The organism is Rhodanobacter caeni (assembly GCF_039523575.1).
Classification (GTDB): domain Bacteria; phylum Pseudomonadota; class Gammaproteobacteria; order Xanthomonadales; family Rhodanobacteraceae; genus Rhodanobacter; species Rhodanobacter caeni.
Window position 1 is genome coordinate 19,365 of sequence record NZ_BAAAFO010000001.1, and the last position, 16,958, is coordinate 36,322.

The window sequence follows — 16,958 nt, forward strand, 5'->3', positions numbered from 1 at the left end:
CCATGGATTTCTTTGCGCAACAGGCGCGCGTGCGCGGCAGCAGCCGGCGGCTGGTCGTGCTGTTCGCGCTGGCGGTGATCGCCATCGTGGCGGCGATCGACGCGGTGGTGTGGCTCGCCATGGGGCAGCATCCGGTCGAGGGTGGCCCCGCGCCGTCGAACCTGCCCCTGCTTGCCACGACCACGGTGGTGGTGCTGGCGGGCATCGGCCTCAGCTCGCTGTTCCGCATCATGAGCCTCGCTGGCGGCGGCAGGAAGGTGGCCGAAAGTCTCGGTGCCGTGGCGGTGCCGCCGGACACGCGCGATCCCGTGCTGCGCCAGCTGCGCAACGTGATCGAAGAGGTGGCGATCGCCGCGGGCGTTCCCGTGCCGGACATCTATCTGATGCCAGACGAGCCCGGCATCAACGCGTTTGCCGCCGGCTACTCGGCGTCGGACGCCGCGATCTGCGTGACCCGCGGCTGCCTGGAGCAATTGAACCGCGACGAGCTGCAAGGCGTGATCGCGCACGAGTTCAGTCACGTGTTGAACGGCGACATGCGGCTCAATATCCGCCTCATGGGCTTGCTGTTCGGCATCATGGTGCTGGCCATCGTGGGCCAGCGCGTGATCTGGTTCGGCGGCGGACGCAGCAGTCGCCGCGACGGTGGCGGCAACCAGGTCTGGATGATCGGGCTGGCGCTGGTCGTGGTGGGCTACATCGGCTATTTCTTCGCCCGCCTGATCCAGGCGGCGGTGGCGCGTTCACGCGAGTCGCTGGCGGACGCCTCGGCCGTGCAGTTCACGCGGCAGACTGACGGCATTGCCGGTGCGCTGAAGAAGATCGCCGTACTCAGCGAAGGCTCCTCGCTGCAGGCGCCCAACAAGCAGGAAGTGGCGCACATGCTGTTTGGCGAGGCCGGCCGGTTCAATGCGCTGTTCGCCACGCATCCGCCGTTGCTCGAACGCATCCGCGCGTTGCAGCCCGGCTTCCGCGAGGAAGAACTGCGTCGACTGGCAAGCACGATGGAAGCCGCCACCGCGGCGCCGCTTGCTACGGAGGCGCCGACACGCGCCACCGGCGCCGGGGTGCCGCCGTTGCCGCTGGTCGGGGCATCGCTGGCGGCCGGCCAACCGGGTTTCCGGCGCGCCGACGCGGTGCGGCGGAGCCTTCCACCCGCGCTGGTGGCGGCCGTGCAGCAGCCGGAGTCGGCGCTGGCGGCCGTGCTCGCGCTGGCGATTTCCGTGCAGGCCGATATCCGGCGCCTGCAGCAGCGGCAGGTGGCCGACGCGTTTGGCGACGATGTGTTCGCCGCTGTCGATGCGCTGGCGAACGCGGTGGCCTCGCTGGCGCCGGAGTCGCGCCTGCCGCTGGCGGCGTTGGCGTTTCCCGTCTTGAAGCAGCTTTCCGACGGGCGGCAGAAGACCTTGCTGGACACGCTGGGCGCGCTGGTGCGCGCCGATGGCCGGGTCGATTTGAACGAGTATTGCCTGACCCGGCTCTTGCGGTTGCAGCTGCTGGAAGCGCGCCACCCACGCCGTGCGCCGCTGGACGGCCTGAAGAAGCTGCCGGCGCGCCGCGACAGCGTGGCGCTGGTCTGTGCCGTGGTGGCAAGTCACGGCAATGCCGATGAAGGCGCAGCCCGCCGCGCCTGGCTGCTGGCGATGCAGTCGTGCTTTCCCAACGAGGCGTTCACCTGGCGCGCGCCGCCCGCCGCATGGCAGGCGCCGTTCGAACAGGCACTGGATCAGCTGGACGAGCTGACGCCGCCGGCCAAGGAGTTGCTGATACAAGGCCTGGTGAGCGCAATCCGCGCCGACGACACGATCACCACCGCGGAAGCCGAGCTGCTGCGCGTGATCTGCGCCAGCCTGCATTGCCCGTTGCCGCTGTAGGCGTATCGGTGCGCGTTGTCGTTCTTCGTGGTCTGCCGGCATCGGGGTCGCGGCTTTCGCATCGCAAGAGGCTGGCCGCACGCCATGCTAGGCTTCGCCGCGCCCCACGCCGGATGTGTCCGTGAGCTTGTCCCGCCAACCCGTTGTCGACTCGACCGTCGCGCCAGCGCTGTCCGCGTTGGCGTTCTTTTTCGTGATGACGTCGTACTACATCATCCGCCCGGTCAGGGACCAGTTGATCGGCGCGCTGGGTTCGGCCTCGCTGCCGGTGATCTACATCGTCGTGTTTCTGGTCATGCTGCTGCTGACGCCGGTGTTCGGCATGCTGGTGGCGCGTTTCCAGCGACGCTATCTGCTCGGCTGGAGCTACAGCTTCTTCACCCTTTGCCTGCTCGCCTTCGTGCCGGCCTTCCTGGCGCAGGATCAGATCGGCGCGCGCTCGCTCGGGCTGGTGTTCTACGTGTGGGCCAGCGTGTTCAACCTGTTCGTGGTGTCGCTGTTCTGGAGTTTCATGGCCGATATTTTCGACAGTGGCCAGGCGCGGCGGGTGTTTTCGCTGATTGCGCTGGGCGGCATGGCGGGCGCGGTTTTCGGGCCGCTGGTGACCAAGCTGCTGGTGCAGCTGATCGGCGTAGCGCCGCTGCTGCTGGTGTCGGCGCTGGCGCTGGGGATCGCGTTGGCCTTGCTGCTGCGCCTGTCGGCAAGACACGATCATCTGCCCGGCGATCCGGGCAACGTGGCCATCGGCGGTTCGCTGTGGGCGGGCATCAGGGAGCTCTGGTCGCGGCCATTCCTTCGCTACATGGCCTTGCTGATGCTGTTCGGCGACGGTATCGGCACGCTGGCGTATGCGATGGTGGCCGATTACGCCAAGGCGCATTTCTCCGATGCCGTGGCGCGCACCGCGTTCTACAACGATCTGGATCTGGCTACCAATCTGCTGGGCGCGGCGATGCAGTTGACGCTCACGCGCTGGCTGCTGATACGCCGGGGCGCAGGTTGGGGCCTGGTGGTGCCCACGGTGGTGAATGTGGTGCTGCTGGCTGGCGTGGCGTGGATCGGCGGCGGTTCGCTGCTGCTGTTCGGCGCGGCCGTGCCCGCGCTGGGGGTGATGCTGGTGATCACACGCGGCTTCGCCTACGGCATGACGAAGCCGGCAGTGGACGCGCTGTATACCCGTGTGCCGCGCGAGACGCGATACAAGGGCAAGAACTTCGTCGAGACCGCGGTGTGGCGTTTCGGCGATGTGCTGGTGACCAGTGCGGTGAGCGGCCTGCGCATGCTCGGCTGGAGTGTCGGCGGGCTGGCCTTGCTTGGCGCCGGCGTGGCCGCCATGGCGACGGTGGTGGCGCGCCGGGCGGGCTGGTCTCCCGACCTGGCCCCGGAAGATCCTGCCGGGCGTGACGCGCCGCCAGCCTGAATCCGGCGGATGGCGTTCGCCGGTTCCCTATTGCCGATTCCGCATTCCCGGCTAACTGGTGATATAGCGCTGCAGGTGTTCGATCTCCTCGGCCTGCGCGTCGATCACCGCTTTCACCAGGTCGCCGATGGAGATCACGCCCACCACCTGCTCGCCGTCCACCACCGGCAGGTGGCGGATACGGCTGTCGGTGCACAGGCGCATGCAATCGAACACGTCGGTATCCGGCCCCACCGTGATCGGCGTGGGGCTCATGATGTCCGACACCGCCGTCTGCGATGACGAACGCCCCTGCAGCAGCACCTTGCGCGCGTAGTCGCGCTCGGACATCACGCCGACCAGGGCGGTGCCGCGCATCACCATCAAGGCGCCGATGCGGTGTTCGGCCATGCGTTTGATCGCCTCGAGCACCGGCGCGTCGGGCTCGATGGAAAAGATGGTGCTGCCCTTGCTTTCAAGCAGATGTTTGGCCTGGCGCATGAGGTCTCTCCTGACCGGTCCCCGCGGGCCGGATGGGCTGAGTCTAACGTCGCCCGCAACGCCGCGTGTGGCGTTTGTGTGAACTCAATGGGGCGGCCTTTTCGGCGCCTCGCCCTCGACGTAGCCGGGGCCGCCGAGCTGGCGCATCTGCTGCTGTATCCATTGCGAGCGCCGCAGCACGTACGCGCTGGGCCGGTCGGCATGCAAGCGTCGCGGGTTAGGCAGCACGGCCGCCAACCGGGCGGCCTGCGCCGCCGTGAGTCGCGCCGGCGGCTCATGAAAAAACGCTGAGCTGGCGGCGCCCGCGCCGTAAATGCCGTTGCCGAATTCGGCGATGTTGACGTACACCTCGAGAATGCGCTGCTTGGGCCACAGCAACTCGATCAGGACGGTGAAATAGGCCTCCAGCCCCTTGCGCACGAAGCTGCGGCCGTTCCACAGGAACAGGTTCTTCGCGGTCTGCTGGCTGATCGTGCTGGCGCCACGCAGCCGCTTGCCATCGTCATGGGCGTCCAGCGCATCCTGGATCGCATCGAAATCGAAACCGTGGTGGTAGGGAAAACGCTGGTCCTCGCCCGCCACCACGGCCAGCGGCAGCTGTGGCGATATTTCCTTCCACGGCACCCAGCGGTAGCGCAGGGTGAAATCGCTCTCGCCATGCAGCCACGCGCCCACCCGACGCTCCAGCATCATGGCCGACGTCCATGGCGGGACGAAACGCAAGAGCAGGACCGCCAGCCAGCTGAGCGCGACGCAGCCCGCGGCGAACAGGGCCAGCCAGCGCAGCCAGGTCTTCAGTGACGGGCGATGGAACATCGTGTGCATGCGGTTGGCGGAACCCCGAGGTCAGAGCGGTCGGTGCGGCAACACGGCGCAGCGGCGTCTGCGTTCGTCGAACGCCACGCGAAACCGGGTCCGTTCAGTATACGGGCGTTGCCCACGCGCGCCGGCGCCCCCATCTGAGGCGCTTGACCGCCAAGAGATGCCCCATCCATGGAAAACCCATTCACTGACGACGTGCTGCACCGTTTCCTGCTCGAGCGCGCTGGCGTACGTGGCGTGCTGGTGCGGCTGGGGCCGGCCTGGCGCGAGGTGGCCGCGCGCGCCGATTACCCGGCGCCGCTGCGCGAGCTGCTGGGCCAGACGCTGGCGGCCAGCGCGTTGCTGACCGGCAACATCAAGCTTGATGGCGCGTTGTCGATCGAGCTGAAAACCCAGGATGCTTTGCGCCTGCTGTTTGCCGAATGCACCGACCAGGGGCGCCTGCGCGGGCTCGCCCGCTGGAGCGATCCGCTGCCGCCGGCGCTGGCATTGGACGCGCTGGGCGATGCGGTACTGGCCATCACCATCGGCAGCGTCGAGCGCGGCCAGCGCTACCAGGGCCTGGTGGCTTTGCAGCAGGCCGATCTGGCCGGCGTGCTGGAAAACTACTTCATCCAGTCCGAGCAGTTGCCGGCCCGGATCGTGCTGGCTGCCGACGGCGAACATGCCGTGGGCCTGATGCTGCAAAAACTGCCCGACGAGGGCGGCCGCGATGCCGCGCACGACGACGACGCCTGGAACCGGGTGACTCATCTCACCGCCACGCTGGGCAAGGCCGAGATGCTCTCCACCGCGCCGGAACAACTGCTGTACCGGCTTTTCCACGAAGAGTCCGTGCGCCTGTTCGAGCCGCGACCGCTGGGTTTCGGTTGCACCTGCAGCCGCGAGCGGGTGAGCGCGATGTTGCGTTCGCTCGGTCGCGATGAAGTGGAGGCGGCACTGGCCGCACGCGACGGCGAGATCGAGGTGATCTGCGAGTTCTGCGCCCAGCAGTACCATTTCGACCGCATCGACGCCGAACACCTGCTCAGCGAAGGCGCGGCGCCGGAGCAGTCGCAGACGCCGCAGTGATCGCCGCCGCCGCTGCCGCCGTGTTCAATCGGCGGACGGCCCCTGCAGCGACTGCCATGCGTCGGCTGGCTTGGGGCGCGCAAACAGGAAGCCCTGGGCGTAACGGCAGCCGATCTTCAGCAGCGCCTGGCGCTGCGATTCTTCCTCGATGCCTTCGGCGATCACCTGCATGTGCAGCGAGTCGGCCAGCGCCTGGATCGCGCGCACCACGGCCAGGCCCTGGGTTTCCTCGCCGTCGGCAGGCAGTGCGGTGATGAACGAGCGGTCGATCTTCAGCGTGGCGAACGGGTACTGGTGCAGGTAGCTCAGTGACGAGTAGCCCGTGCCGAAGTCGTCCAGCGCGATGCCGGCGCCGTGGTTGCGCAGGTTCTGCAGCATGCGTTTGACCTGGGCCGGGTTCTCCAGCAGCGTGTGCTCGGTGACTTCGATGCGGATGTGCGAGGTTGGTACCTTGTACCGCTCGAACAGCGCCAGCAGGCGCTGGTCCATGTCGGCCGTGCGGAAATGTCGCCCGGAAACGTTGATGCTGATGAAGCCGTGTTCGCCCACCAGACGATGGGCCTGGGCGCAGGCCTGCTCGAAAATCTGCCAATCGATGAGTTCGACGCAGCCGGTTTCCTCGGCGATCAGCAGGAAATCGGCAGGCAGCAGCAGCCCGCGTTCGGGATGGTTCCAGCGCAGCAGTGCCTCGTAGCCGATGGTGCGACCGTCGGCCAGCGACACGATGGGCTGGTAGTGCGGCACGAACTCGTTGCGGATCAGCGCATGCCGCAGGTCGCCCTCCATGTCCAGCAGCGACAGTGCCTCGCGCCGCAGGCGATCGTCGAACACGGCGGAGCGATGGCGACCACCGTCCTTGGCGTTGTACATCGCCGCATCGGCGTCGCGCAGCAGTTCCTCGGGCTGGCGGTAGTGCGCGGCGGGCAGGGCGATGCCGATGGAGGCGGACGTGAAGATCTCCTTGACGCCGAGCCGGAAAGGCGTCTGCAGCGCGCTGATGATGCGGTCGGCGACCTGGGTGGCGGTGCCGGCGTCCTCCATGTCCTCCAGCAATACCGCGAATTCGTCGCCGCCCAGGCGCGCCACCACGTCGCGGGTCTTGAGGCAGGCGCGCACGCGGCCGCCGACCTGGAACAGCAGGTCGTCGCCGACCAGATGGCCCACGGAGTCGTTGATGACCTTAAAGCGGTCCAGGTCGATAAACAGCACCGCGAACAATTCCCGCGGGTTGGCCAGGTTGCGCTGCAAGGCCTGCTCCAGCCGTTGCAGGAACAGCGTGCGATTGGGCAGGCCGGTGAGTGAATCGTGCAGTGTCTCGTATTTCAGCCGGCGCTCGACGCGCTCGCGTTCGGCGATCTGTTCGCGCAGGTCGCGGTTGGCCAGGGCCAGGGCGTGGGTGCGCTCGGTGACGCGGCGCTCCAGCGTGGCGTACGCCTGTTTCAGCGTGGCGCTGGCGTGCTTGCGCTGCAGCGCGGTGGCGATGTGGTAGCTCACGAAGGTGAGCAGTTCCTGGTCGCGCTCGGTATAGGTGTGCTGCGGCGAATAACTCTGCACGGCGAGCACGCCCATCACCTTGTCGCTCCACACCAGCGGCACGCCCAGCCAGCACACCGCGCGGGTGCCGAAGCTTTCGATTTCGCCCTCGGCGATCAGCCGGTCGATGGCGGCGCCGTCCACCAGCAGCGGCTTGCCGTGGCGCAATACATACTCGGTGGCGCCGCGGCCGTGCGATCGCGGCGGCCGGTCGCTGTCGATCTCGTCGACCGAGTAGGGAAACACCAGCTGCTTCTTGTCGCCGTCGACCAGCGCGATGTAGAAGTTTCGCGCGTACAGCAAGCCGCCCACCGCCCGGTGCACGGCGGCGTAGAAGTTTTCCAGGCTCTCGGATGCGTTGGCCAGTTCGGCGATGCGGAACAGCGCCGCCTGCAGCCGTTCGCCGCGCTGGCGTTGCAGCACCTGCTGGCGCAGCACGCGGTTGGCTTCGCGCAGGGCCGTGGTGCGATCGGTGACGCGCTTTTCCAGGTCGAGATGGGCGCCGTGTCTTTCCAGCGCGGTCTGCACGTGCTGGGCCACGTAGCTGAGCAGCTCAAGATCGTGCCGCGAATAGTGGATGTCGGCACGGTAGCTCTGCATCACGATGCCGCCGACGACGCGGTCCTCGCGCATCAGCGGCACGCCCAGCCAGTGCTCGCAATAGGGGCCGACCGGCACGAAATGGCCGGTGAGCTGCTGCGACAGTTCCTCGATCGAGCCCATCAGCGGGCGGCCGCCCTGCAGCAGGTTCCAGGTGAGGCTGTTGGGCATGTCGCTGAGCGGAATCTGCTCGTCGGGCGCCGGCGGCTCCGCGTCCACGGTATCGACGTAATAGGGAAAACGGATGCTGTCGGTGGCGGCGTCGTACAGCACGATGTAGAAGTTTTCCGCGTACATCAGGCTGCCCAGGATGCCGTGCAGCGAGCGCATCAGTTCGGGCATGTCGTGCTCGGCGCCGGCCTGCTCGGCAATGGCGTAGAGCGCCCGTTGCAGGCGTTCGGCCTGCGCCAGCCGCGAGATCGCATCGTAGAGGCGACTGGTTTCGGCCAGTTGGCGAAGCCGGGTATCGGCGATGCGCCCGAGCCACGCCAGCTGCGCGTTGGTCGCCTCGGACAACGGCAATCCGTGGTACTGCAGCGTCAGCGTTCGCGCGCCCTGGCTGTCTTCGGCCAGGTCGACGCTGCCGGGTGTATCGGCCGGGTCGCTGGTCGGGCGCCAGCACAATTGGCCATCGATGCCCAGGTCCGAAAGCATCAGCTCGCAGATGCCCATCACGCTGGCCGCGTCGGGAGCCTCGAGCAGTTGCTCGAACGCGCGTCGCGACAGGTTATGTTCCCCGAGGAGGGGAATGGGCGCGGGCAGGCGGGAGGTCAACGAGGCACTCATCAGGTTTGCTGTGAATCCGGCCAATCCCGGAGCAACGACGAAAGGCGATTTATAGCCGTTCGGCAGTATGGCTGCCAGCTGCGGCCGCGGGAACCCCCGGGGCGCGAACCGGTCTATCGGGAGACCTGGATATGTCAGCTGTGCGCTGCTTTGCGTTTTTTGTGTTTTTCGGTTGTTAGTAAAACGTAAATCGCGCTATGATCCACGACGGTCCAACCACCACGCTGTCGACGCCACGCCATGCATCGTCTGTTCGCCCTGCTGCTGATATCCCTGCTGCCGTTCACGGCGGCGGGCGAGTCCGCGCCCGGTGCCGACGCGCAGGCCCAGTTCCTGCTGCAGCAGCCGGAAAACGTCGGCGCCTCAGGGACTTCAGCCGTGCCGCTGTGGCGCAACAACCACGGTCAGTGGCTGAGCCTGCGGGCCAGTCATTCCGATGCGACCGAGGCGGCCATGCCGTCGTCGCTGGCATTCCACGGCCTGGCGGCGGGCAACGTCTTCAGCAGCGGCATCCAATACCAGCTGGCGCCGGGCGTGCAGGCGCACGCCGATATCAGCCAGCGGTCGTGGGTGAATCATCCGGCGCGCCTGATCGACAGTGAAGTGGGCGCCACCTACAACAGCGGACGCTACAGCGTGGGGCTCAGCGTGGGCGCCAGCGAGGCGCCGCAGCGTACGGTGCTGCCGCGCGTGCTGCCGGGTGTGGCGCCGGGCGTGGACGGCTTGTCCGGGTTCGACCGCAGCGAACAGTTCAACGCCCGCGGCCGCGTGGCCCTGGGCAGCACGACCGGGATCGACCTGGGCGCCAGCGTGGGGCGTATCCGGCTGATGCCGGGCAACCTGCTGGGCATCGATACGCTGGACCAGAAGGCGCTGAGCTTCGGCGTGGACAGCGGCCCGCTGTCCGGCACCCTGGTCGGCCGTACCATGCAACCACTGGCCGGTGGCGGTGGCGCGGGTACGTTGAGCGCCGACCAGCGCTGGAGCAGCATCGACCTGGGCGTGACCCTGCGTCTGCCGTGGCAGGGTGCATTGAGCATCGGCGCGCAGAACCTGTGGTCGTCCGGCAATTCGGTGAACACGCCGGTGGGGCCCGAGCCCGACCAGTCGCGCACGCCGTACGTGCAATACCATCAGGATCTGTAGGGCGCCGCCCTTCATCGAATCTGCGCGTGCCAAGCCGTCCTCGTGGCGGCTTTTTCGTCTGTGGTCGTTGCGCGGGTAGCCGATGGTCCGGGCGTGCTCAGTCGGCGTTGCGGATACGCACGTCGCCGCTGAAGGTTTCGATGGCGATGTTGCCGGCGCCGCCGCCGATGCGGGTTTCCAGGGTGCTGCCGGGCCCATGGTCGGCTTGCGCCGGTTTGCCGAAGTCGCTGCGCAGATCGCCGCTGAACGTGCTGGCGCGCAGGCTGGCGGAAGTGTCCGGCGGCAGTTGCAGTTGCACGTCGCCGCTCATGCTGTCGATGCCGAGATTGCCGCCTTCGGCCAGCGCACCTTTCAGGCGGACATCGCCCGACACGGTGCTGAGCGAGAAGCTGCGCCAGGGGCCGCCCGCGGCCTGGATCTCGCCGGAAACGGTCTGCAGCCTGGCCTTGTCGCCGAGCACGGGTGCCAGGATGTCGCCGCTGACGGTTTGCAGGTCCGCGTCCTGCGCGTGGCCGGCCAGTTCGATGCCGCCACTGACGCTGTCGACCTTGAGCAGGGGCGTCCTGGCGTTGATGCGGGTCTTGCCGCTGACCGTCTTTACCGCGATCGCACCGCCGTCGATGCCGTCGATGCTGAGGGTGGCGCTGACCACGCGAACGTCGACGGATGCGGAACGCGGCAGATGCACGATCAAGGTGGTGGGGCCCATGGTCTTGTCGCGGCTCCAGTCGAGCCAGCTGCCACGGCCCACGGGTTCGACCTTGAGCGAGAGCGACGGCGCGGTGCCCGTGATGGCCAGCGGCAGGGCCCCTTCGCCCAGTTGTCCCTTGACCTGCAGTTCGGGTCGATCCCAACCGATGACGCTCACCGCGCCCTTGACGTTGCTGATCTCGAGATGGGTGCGGGCGCTGGCCGCGTGGCGCAGGTCGATGGGCGTATCGGCCAGCGCCGAACCCACGCACAGGCACAGCATCAGCGGGAGGAGACGGGTGGTTTTCATGCTTGTTCCTGGGAGGTCAGCCGGCATCGCGCGCCCGTCCCTGCCATTGCGCCTGTTGTTGCCGCGTGCGCAGCAGCAACCGCCGCAGGGCGGGCGAGTCCGGCGCTTGTTGCAGCGCCTGCTGCAACTCCATGCGTGCCGCCGTGAACTCGACGGCGGCGCCAGCCAGGCGCGGATCGGACGGTTTCCAGGCCGGCGCCGCGGCGTCGCTGCGGACGACCGGACGGGCATGCGGCGTCGGCCGCAGCTGCCAGGCCATGCCCACGACCAGCAAGGCCGATGCGGCCAGGCCTGCGGCGACCAGCAGGTGCCGTCTCCGCCGTCGCGGCGCCGCGACCGCATTGGCGGCATCGGCACGATGGAGTGCCGCATCGATCGACGGCCACAGATCCCGCGGCGGCAACTGCGGCTGGCGCAAGTCGCGCAACTGGCGGTGCCATTCGAATTCGTTCATGACCGTTCTCCCAAAGCATGGCGCAGCAGCTGGCGCGCGCGGTGCAACTGTGCTTTCGACGTGCCCACGGCCACGCCGAGTTCGTGGCCGATGTCCTCGTGTCGCCAGCCCTCGATGTCGTGCAGGACCAGCACCGCGCGGGCGCCGGCCGGCAATCGGCCGATCGCCCGTTGCAGCTCGTCGCGCTCGGCGGCGCAGAACGGCGCCTCGCCCGGATCGGGCAGGTGGTCGTCGTCGACCATGTTCACCGGGTCCGCGCCGCGGGCGCGGATGTCCATCAGGGCCACGTTGACGGCAAGCCGGTACAACCAGGTGCCGAAGGCACTTTCGTGGCGAAAGCCCGGCAGCTTCTGCCAGGCGCGCACGAACGCCTCCTGGGTGAGGTCTTCGGCGCGCGCGTGGTCGTAGCCCGCCAGCCGATGCACGGCGCCGTAGATCCGGCCGATGTGCAGTCGGTACAGACGCTCGAACGCATGGCGGTCACCGGCGGCGGCCGCGTGCACGTCGTCCGTGTCGATGGCGTCGATCGGCGCGGGCGACATGGGTCTTCCGAGGTCGGGGCAGGCAGCGATCATATCGCCAGCATGGATGCGTCGCGCTGCGAAAACGTTTGAACGCGCCTTCGGTCGGACCGCTCAGGCAGGGATCAGCGTGGCGATCATGTGTTCCACATACGAATCGAATTCGTCGTGGCTGAGCCGTGGCAGGCCCAGGGTGAAGTTCAGCTGCAGGAAGCCCACGTAGGCGGCGTAGGTCAACCGCGCCCGGTTGAGCGCGTCGGACGAGGCCAGCCCGGCCTGGCGGTAGGCGGTTTCCAGGAACTCCGTGCGTCGGCTGGATACGCGCGCCATCACCGGCACCACCAGGGGATGATCCAGCGCTTTGAGCAGCGCGGCGTAGACGCGGTGCGGCTGCAGCTCGTGCGCCACCCGCCGGAACAGCTCGGGCAGGCGCTCGCGCGGGTCGGCGATCTGTTCGATCTGGCTGATGATCTCGCGCTCGCCATATTGCTCCCAGCGTTCCAGCGCGGCCTGCAGCAGGGCCTCGCGGGTGCGGAAGTGCCAGTAGAAGCTGCCCTTGGTCACGCCCAGCCGTCGCGCCAGCGCCTCCACCGCCAGGGCGCCGACGCCCTGTTCGGCGATCAGTTGCAGTGCGGCCAACTCCCAGTCTTCGGCGGAGAGGCGGTTTCGTTCCGGTTTGCTGGTCGCATTCATCTGCGTATGGTAGCCCCGGCGCCGGGTTTTGTAATGGCGCGAGCGCGGGAATCGCCGACGGGTGAGGTGCTGGACGTCCACCGTCGCCGCAGTCCATACTCGGTCGTATGGTAAGCCCTCTCCAACATGCCCACTCCGTGTCGTCCGTGACCGCCGCCGACGGGCTGGCGCTGGCCGTGGAAGTCGCCCATCCGACGGGGGACCCCACCGTGCTGTTCGCGCACGGCTTTGGCCAGACGCGCGGCGCCTGGACCGCCACGGTGTCGGCATTGGCGGCGCGGGGCTGCCGCTGCGTGAGCTTCGACCAGCGCGGTCACGGCGAGAGCGACCGCGCGCCCGGTGGCGCGTACCGCATCGAGCAGTTCACCGACGACCTGGCCCGCATCGCCCGGGCACAACCGCAACCGCCGGTGCTGGTGGGCGCATCGATGGGCGGTTTGCTGGGCCTGGTCACCGCGGCCGAAGCGTCGCCGCTGCCGTACCGGGCGCTGGTGCTGGTGGATATCACCCCGCGCTGGGAGACGGCCGGCATCGCGCGCATCGTGACGTTCATGAAGGCCTACCCGCAGGGTTTTGCCGACCTCGCCGAGGCCGCCGAACAGATTGCCGCGTACCTGCCGCAACGCCGCGAACGCAAGAGCGCGGCGCAACTGGAGCCGCTGCTGCGCAAAGGAGCCGATGGCCGGCTGCACTGGCATTGGGACCCGCGACTGCTCGGCATGGTGGAGGACAGCGAGCGGCATCAGCCCCGGCTGCTGGCCGCGGCTGCCAGCGTGGATCTGCCGATGCTGCTGCTGTCGGGCGGCCGCAGCGACGTCGTCTCGCGCGCCACCGTGGCGGAGTTCATGCAGCTGGCGCCCCACGCGCGCCACGTGGAGTTGCCGCACGCCACGCATATGGTCGCAGGGGACGCCAATGACGCCTTCACCCGCGAGATCATCCGTTTCGTGGAGAGTCTTGATCAACCCGTTGCCCGCAAGATGGCCGGCAACCTTTCGTCGTGATGAGGTAGCGAGATGACCGTGATATTGACTGTACTGGCCGCATTGATCGCGTCCTGCGCCTGCGCCTACCACCGCACCAGCCTGCGCACGTGGGCGATCGCCACGATCGCGACCACCGTGATCGCGGGCTTGGTGCTGCAGACGCCATGGACGATGGTGATCCTGCTGCTGATCGAGTTGGCGATCGCGGTGCCGTTGCTGATGGTGGGCTTTCGTCGCCAGCAGATCAGCGCGCCGCTGCTGAAGATGTTCGCCAAGGTCACGCCGAAACTTTCGGAAACCGAGCAGACCGCGCTGGAGGCCGGCACGGTGGGTTTCGAGGGCGAGCTGTTCTCGGGCAAGCCGGACTGGTCGCGGCTGCTGCGCGAGCCGAAGCCGGAACTGAGCGCGGAGGAGCAGGCCTTCCTCGACGGGCCGGTGGAAGAACTCTGCGCGATGATCGACGACTGGCAGATCACCCACGAGCTGGCCGACCTGCCGCCGGAAGTGTGGGATTTCATCAAGAAGAACCGCTTCTTCGGCATGATCATCCCGAAGCAGTACGGCGGCCTGCAGTTTTCCGCGCTGGCGCATTCGGCGGTGCTGCAGAAGCTGGCCAGCATCTCGGCCACGGTGTCCTCCACCGTCGCGGTGCCGAACTCGCTGGGCCCGGCCGAACTGCTGCTGCATTACGGCAGCGACGAGCAGAAGAACCACTACCTGCCGCGACTGGCGGTGGGCGAGGAAATTCCCTGCTTCGCGCTGACCGGCCCGTATGCCGGCTCCGACGCCACCTCGATCACCGATTACGGCGTGGTCTGCAAGCAGATGGTCGATGGCGTCGAGACGCTGGGCATGCGGCTGACCTTCGACAAGCGCTACATCACGCTGGCACCGATCGCCACCGTCGTTGGCCTGGCGTTCCGGCTGTACGACCCGGACAAGCTGCTGGGCGAAAAAGAGGACCTGGGCATCACCCTGGCGCTGTTGCCGCGCGCCACGCCGGGGCTGGAGATCGGGCGGCGGCATTTCCCGTTGAACATTCCGTTCCAGAACGGCCCGCTGCACGGCAAGGATGTTTTCGTGCCGATGTCGGTGCTGATCGGCGGGCCGAAGATGGCCGGTCATGGCTGGCGCATGCTGGTCGAAGTGCTGTCGGTGGGCCGCGCCATTTCGCTGCCGTCCAACGCCACCGGTGCGATGCGCACGTCCACCGCGGCCACCGGCGCGTATGCGCGCATGCGCAAGCAGTTCGGTCTGGCGATCGCGCGGTTCGAGGGCGTGGAGGAAGCGTTGGCGCGCATCGGCGGCCTGACCTACGCCACCACGGCGCTGTCGCGCGCCACCGCCGCTGCGGTCGATCGCGGCGAGAAGCCGGCGGTGACCTCGGCCATCGCCAAGTACCACGCCACCGAATGGGCGCGCCAGGTGGCCAGCGACACCATGGACGTGCACGGCGGCAAGGCCGTGCAACTGGGGCCGAAGAATTACGCCGGCCGCGGCTGGGCCAGCGTGCCGATCGCGATCACGGTGGAAGGCGCAAACATCATGACGCGCAGCCTGATGATCTTCGGCCAGGGCGCCATCCGCTGCCATCCCTATGTGCTGAAGGAAATGCAGGCGCTGTCGATCACCGACCGCGACGAACAGTTGCGCCTGTTCGACCGGGCCCTGTTCGGCCATATCGGTTTCGGCATCTCCAACGCGGTGCGCAGCCTGGTGCTTGGGCTGACCGGATCGGCCATCGGCCAGGCGGCCGGCGATGCGTACACCGGCCGCTACTACCGCAAGCTCAACCGCTATTCCGCGGCGCTGGCCCTGTGCGCCGACGTGGCCATGGGCGTGCTGGGCGGCAAGCTCAAGTTCAAGGAAAAACTCTCCGCGCGGCTGGGCGACGTGCTGAGCTATCTGTACATCGCCAGCGCCATGCTGAAACGCTACGAGGACAACGGCCGGCCCGAAGCCGATCGGCCGCTGCTGGCGTGGGCGTTTCACGAATGCGTATGGCGGATGCAGATGGCGCTGGACGGGGTGATCCGCAATTTCCCGGTGCGGCCGGTGGCGTGGTTGCTGCGCGTGCTGGTGTTTCCGTTCGGCCGGCGCGAAGTGCCGCCGTCCGATCGCCTTGGACGTCGCGTGGCGGCCATCATCACCGCGCCGGGCGAGGCGCGCGACCGCCTGCTGGAGTGGGTCTATCTCACACCCACCCCCAACAACACCGTCGGCCGCATGGAGGCGCTGCTGCCGCAGGTGATCGCCGCCGAGCCGGTCGAGCGCAAGTTCGGCAAGGCGCAGAAGGCGGGTCAGTTCAAGACGCACGACTATGTCAGCCAGCTGCATGAAGCGCAGGCGCAAGGCGTCATCTCGGCGGCCGAGCTGGCGCTGCTGGAGCAGGTGCGCGAGGGCGTGTTCGAGTTCATCTCGGTGGACGATTTCGATCCGTCCGAACTGCGCGCCGAGGTGACCCGCGCCGATCGCCAGCCGGCGGTTGCGGCCGGAAGCGAAGCGGAACACGGCGCGTCCTGACCTTCGCCGGGGAGCGCGGCGCGACCGCAAGGCCGTGCCGCCTCCGCGGCGTGTCGACAGCTGTCAGTCCGTTGCCATCGCGCAACGGTTGCGGCCGCCGGCCTTGGCCCGGTACAGCGCGCGATCGGCGGCCTGGATCAGCTCCTCGTCGTCCGAGGTTTCCTTCCACAGCGCGATGCCGATGCTGGCGCTGACGCGCGCCTCGAAGGGCCCATGGCGGGCCTCCAGCGCATAGGGTCGTGCCAGCAGGTCGCACACCTGCTGGCAGCGTTCCAGGATCGGCGCCACGTCGGTGACGTCCTCCAGGATCAGCGCAAACTCGTCGCCGCCCAGGCGCGCCACGGTGTCGTTGGCGCGCAGGTATCCGCGCAGCCGCGCGCCGATCGCCTGCAGCAGCGCGTCTCCCGCCGGATGTCCGAACGTATCGTTGACCGCCTTGAAGCCATCGATGTCCAGCAGCGCCAGCGCGAACGGATGATGCTGGCGCGTGCCGCGCTGCATGGCCGTCTGCAGGCGATCATGGAAAAGCACGCGGTTGGGCAGGCCGGTGAGCATGTCGTGCGTGGCCTGGTGCCGCACCTGCTCCTCGACCCGTCTGCGCTCGGCTATTTCCGCATGCAACTGCTGGTTCCGCTCGGTCAGCTCGCGCATCGCCTGCTGCAATTGCACGCGGGCGCAATAGAGGTCGAGAAAGACCCGCACCTTCGATTGCAGGATCGCATCGTTGATCGGCTTGGCAATGTAGTCGACCGCGCCGGACCGATAGCCCTTGAGCCGGTTGAGGTCGTCGGCGTAGGCGGCGGTGACGAAGATGATGGGCGTATCGCGCATCTGCTCGGTCTCGCTGAGCAGCGCGGCCACTTCGAAGCCGTCCATGTCGGGCATGTTCACGTCGAGCAGGATCAGCGCGAAATCGTGGTCCAGGCACAGGGCCAGCGCCTCGTTGCCGCTGCTGGCCTCCAGCAACTGGGCGCCGCAGCGCGCCAGCAGGCGGCGCATCGCGACCAGGTTGGCCGGGGTGTCGTCAACCACCAGGATTTTCGGGGGTG

At 67.9% G+C, this 16,958-nt stretch carries 14 protein-coding genes; 6 read left to right on the plus strand and 8 right to left on the minus strand.

All coding sequences use genetic code 11. From position 1 onward, the window contains the following. Window positions 1-2: 2 nt before the first annotated feature. Together ABD017_RS00100 and ABD017_RS00105 are read left to right on the plus strand one after the other, a co-directional pair. Window positions 3-1,874: a M48 family metallopeptidase gene (locus ABD017_RS00100; RefSeq protein ID WP_343878979.1), complete on the plus strand. Its 1,872-nt coding sequence runs from the start codon at window positions 3-5 to the stop codon at window positions 1,872-1,874. A 121-nt stretch (window positions 1,875-1,995) separates the two neighbouring features. Then, window positions 1,996-3,294, plus strand: coding sequence for an NTP/NDP exchange transporter (locus tag ABD017_RS00105; protein WP_343878981.1), 1,299 nt, complete (start codon window positions 1,996-1,998; stop codon window positions 3,292-3,294). Window positions 3,295-3,345: 51 nt separating this feature from the next. On the opposite strand, the gene ABD017_RS00110 is transcribed toward ABD017_RS00105, so the two are convergent. Both ABD017_RS00110 and mtgA read right to left on the minus strand, forming a co-directional pair. Further along, window positions 3,346-3,774, minus strand: a complete 429-nt coding sequence (locus tag ABD017_RS00110; RefSeq protein ID WP_343878982.1) for a CBS domain-containing protein — start codon at window positions 3,772-3,774, stop codon at window positions 3,346-3,348. Between the two features lie 84 nt (window positions 3,775-3,858). After that, window positions 3,859-4,599 (minus strand): monofunctional biosynthetic peptidoglycan transglycosylase, encoded by a 741-nt coding sequence (mtgA, locus tag ABD017_RS00115; RefSeq protein ID WP_343878984.1) that lies wholly within the window; start codon window positions 4,597-4,599, stop codon window positions 3,859-3,861. 168 nt (window positions 4,600-4,767) lie between these two features. Between mtgA and hslO the strand changes: the two genes are divergently transcribed. Next, entirely contained in the window at window positions 4,768-5,667 is a 900-nt protein-coding gene (hslO, locus tag ABD017_RS00120) for an Hsp33 family molecular chaperone HslO (RefSeq protein WP_343878986.1), read from the plus strand. Window positions 5,668-5,691: 24 nt separating this feature from the next. Here the strand turns inward: hslO and ABD017_RS00125 are convergent, their stop codons facing one another. After that, complete coding sequence (locus tag ABD017_RS00125; protein ID WP_343878988.1) at window positions 5,692-8,586, minus strand: bifunctional diguanylate cyclase/phosphodiesterase; 2,895 nt, start codon at window positions 8,584-8,586, stop codon at window positions 5,692-5,694. Between the two features lie 240 nt (window positions 8,587-8,826). Between ABD017_RS00125 and ABD017_RS00130 the strand changes: the two genes are divergently transcribed. Next, window positions 8,827-9,732 carry a hypothetical protein gene (locus tag ABD017_RS00130; RefSeq protein WP_343878990.1) on the plus strand — a complete coding sequence of 302 codons (906 nt, stop codon included), beginning with the start codon at window positions 8,827-8,829 and terminating at the stop codon, window positions 9,730-9,732. Window positions 9,733-9,829: 97 nt separating this feature from the next. On the opposite strand, the gene ABD017_RS00135 is transcribed toward ABD017_RS00130, so the two are convergent. From ABD017_RS00135 to ABD017_RS00150, 4 genes are all read right to left on the minus strand, one after another. Continuing rightward, window positions 9,830-10,732, minus strand: a complete 903-nt coding sequence (locus ABD017_RS00135) for a DUF4097 family beta strand repeat-containing protein (RefSeq protein ID WP_343878992.1) — start codon at window positions 10,730-10,732, stop codon at window positions 9,830-9,832. Between the two features lie 16 nt (window positions 10,733-10,748). Continuing rightward, window positions 10,749-11,186, minus strand: a complete 438-nt coding sequence (locus ABD017_RS00140) for a hypothetical protein (RefSeq protein ID WP_343878994.1) — start codon at window positions 11,184-11,186, stop codon at window positions 10,749-10,751. Continuing rightward, complete coding sequence (locus tag ABD017_RS00145; protein ID WP_343878996.1) at window positions 11,183-11,728, minus strand: RNA polymerase sigma factor; 546 nt, start codon at window positions 11,726-11,728, stop codon at window positions 11,183-11,185. Before ABD017_RS00145 ends, ABD017_RS00140 begins: the two co-directional genes overlap by 4 nt. A gap of 93 nt (window positions 11,729-11,821) precedes the next feature. Next, window positions 11,822-12,400: a TetR/AcrR family transcriptional regulator gene (locus ABD017_RS00150; RefSeq protein WP_343878998.1), complete on the minus strand. Its 579-nt coding sequence runs from the start codon at window positions 12,398-12,400 to the stop codon at window positions 11,822-11,824. Window positions 12,401-12,507: 107 nt separating this feature from the next. On the opposite strand from ABD017_RS00150, the gene ABD017_RS00155 reads away from it, so the two are divergent. Then, a complete protein-coding gene (locus tag ABD017_RS00155; protein WP_343879000.1) occupies window positions 12,508-13,404 on the plus strand; it encodes an alpha/beta fold hydrolase in 897 nt (298 codons plus the stop codon). A 12-nt stretch (window positions 13,405-13,416) separates the two neighbouring features. Continuing rightward, window positions 13,417-15,909 (plus strand): acyl-CoA dehydrogenase, encoded by a 2,493-nt coding sequence (locus ABD017_RS00160; RefSeq protein ID WP_343879002.1) that lies wholly within the window; start codon window positions 13,417-13,419, stop codon window positions 15,907-15,909. A gap of 63 nt (window positions 15,910-15,972) precedes the next feature. On the opposite strand, the gene ABD017_RS00165 is transcribed toward ABD017_RS00160, so the two are convergent. After that, window positions 15,973-16,941 (minus strand): diguanylate cyclase domain-containing protein, encoded by a 969-nt coding sequence (locus ABD017_RS00165; RefSeq protein ID WP_343879004.1) that lies wholly within the window; start codon window positions 16,939-16,941, stop codon window positions 15,973-15,975. Between the last annotated feature and the right edge of the window lie 17 nt (window positions 16,942-16,958).

Coding starts and splice junctions, on each gene's coding strand:
- ABD017_RS00140 (WP_343878994.1), bottom strand. CDS start 11,186: ATGAACGAATTCGAATGGCACCGCCAGTTGCGCGACTTGCGCCAGCCG.
- ABD017_RS00125 (WP_343878988.1), bottom strand. CDS start 8,586: ATGAGTGCCTCGTTGACCTCCCGCCTGCCCGCGCCCATTCCCCTCCTC.
- ABD017_RS00130 (WP_343878990.1), top strand. CDS start 8,827: ATGCATCGTCTGTTCGCCCTGCTGCTGATATCCCTGCTGCCGTTCACG.
- ABD017_RS00135 (WP_343878992.1), bottom strand. CDS start 10,732: ATGAAAACCACCCGTCTCCTCCCGCTGATGCTGTGCCTGTGCGTGGGT.
- ABD017_RS00110 (WP_343878982.1), bottom strand. CDS start 3,774: ATGCGCCAGGCCAAACATCTGCTTGAAAGCAAGGGCAGCACCATCTTT.
- ABD017_RS00145 (WP_343878996.1), bottom strand. CDS start 11,728: ATGTCGCCCGCGCCGATCGACGCCATCGACACGGACGACGTGCACGCG.
- hslO (WP_343878986.1), top strand. CDS start 4,768: ATGGAAAACCCATTCACTGACGACGTGCTGCACCGTTTCCTGCTCGAG.
- ABD017_RS00155 (WP_343879000.1), top strand. CDS start 12,508: ATGGTAAGCCCTCTCCAACATGCCCACTCCGTGTCGTCCGTGACCGCC.
- ABD017_RS00160 (WP_343879002.1), top strand. CDS start 13,417: ATGACCGTGATATTGACTGTACTGGCCGCATTGATCGCGTCCTGCGCC.
- ABD017_RS00100 (WP_343878979.1), top strand. CDS start 3: ATGGATTTCTTTGCGCAACAGGCGCGCGTGCGCGGCAGCAGCCGGCGG.
- mtgA (WP_343878984.1), bottom strand. CDS start 4,599: ATGCACACGATGTTCCATCGCCCGTCACTGAAGACCTGGCTGCGCTGG.
- ABD017_RS00150 (WP_343878998.1), bottom strand. CDS start 12,400: ATGAATGCGACCAGCAAACCGGAACGAAACCGCCTCTCCGCCGAAGAC.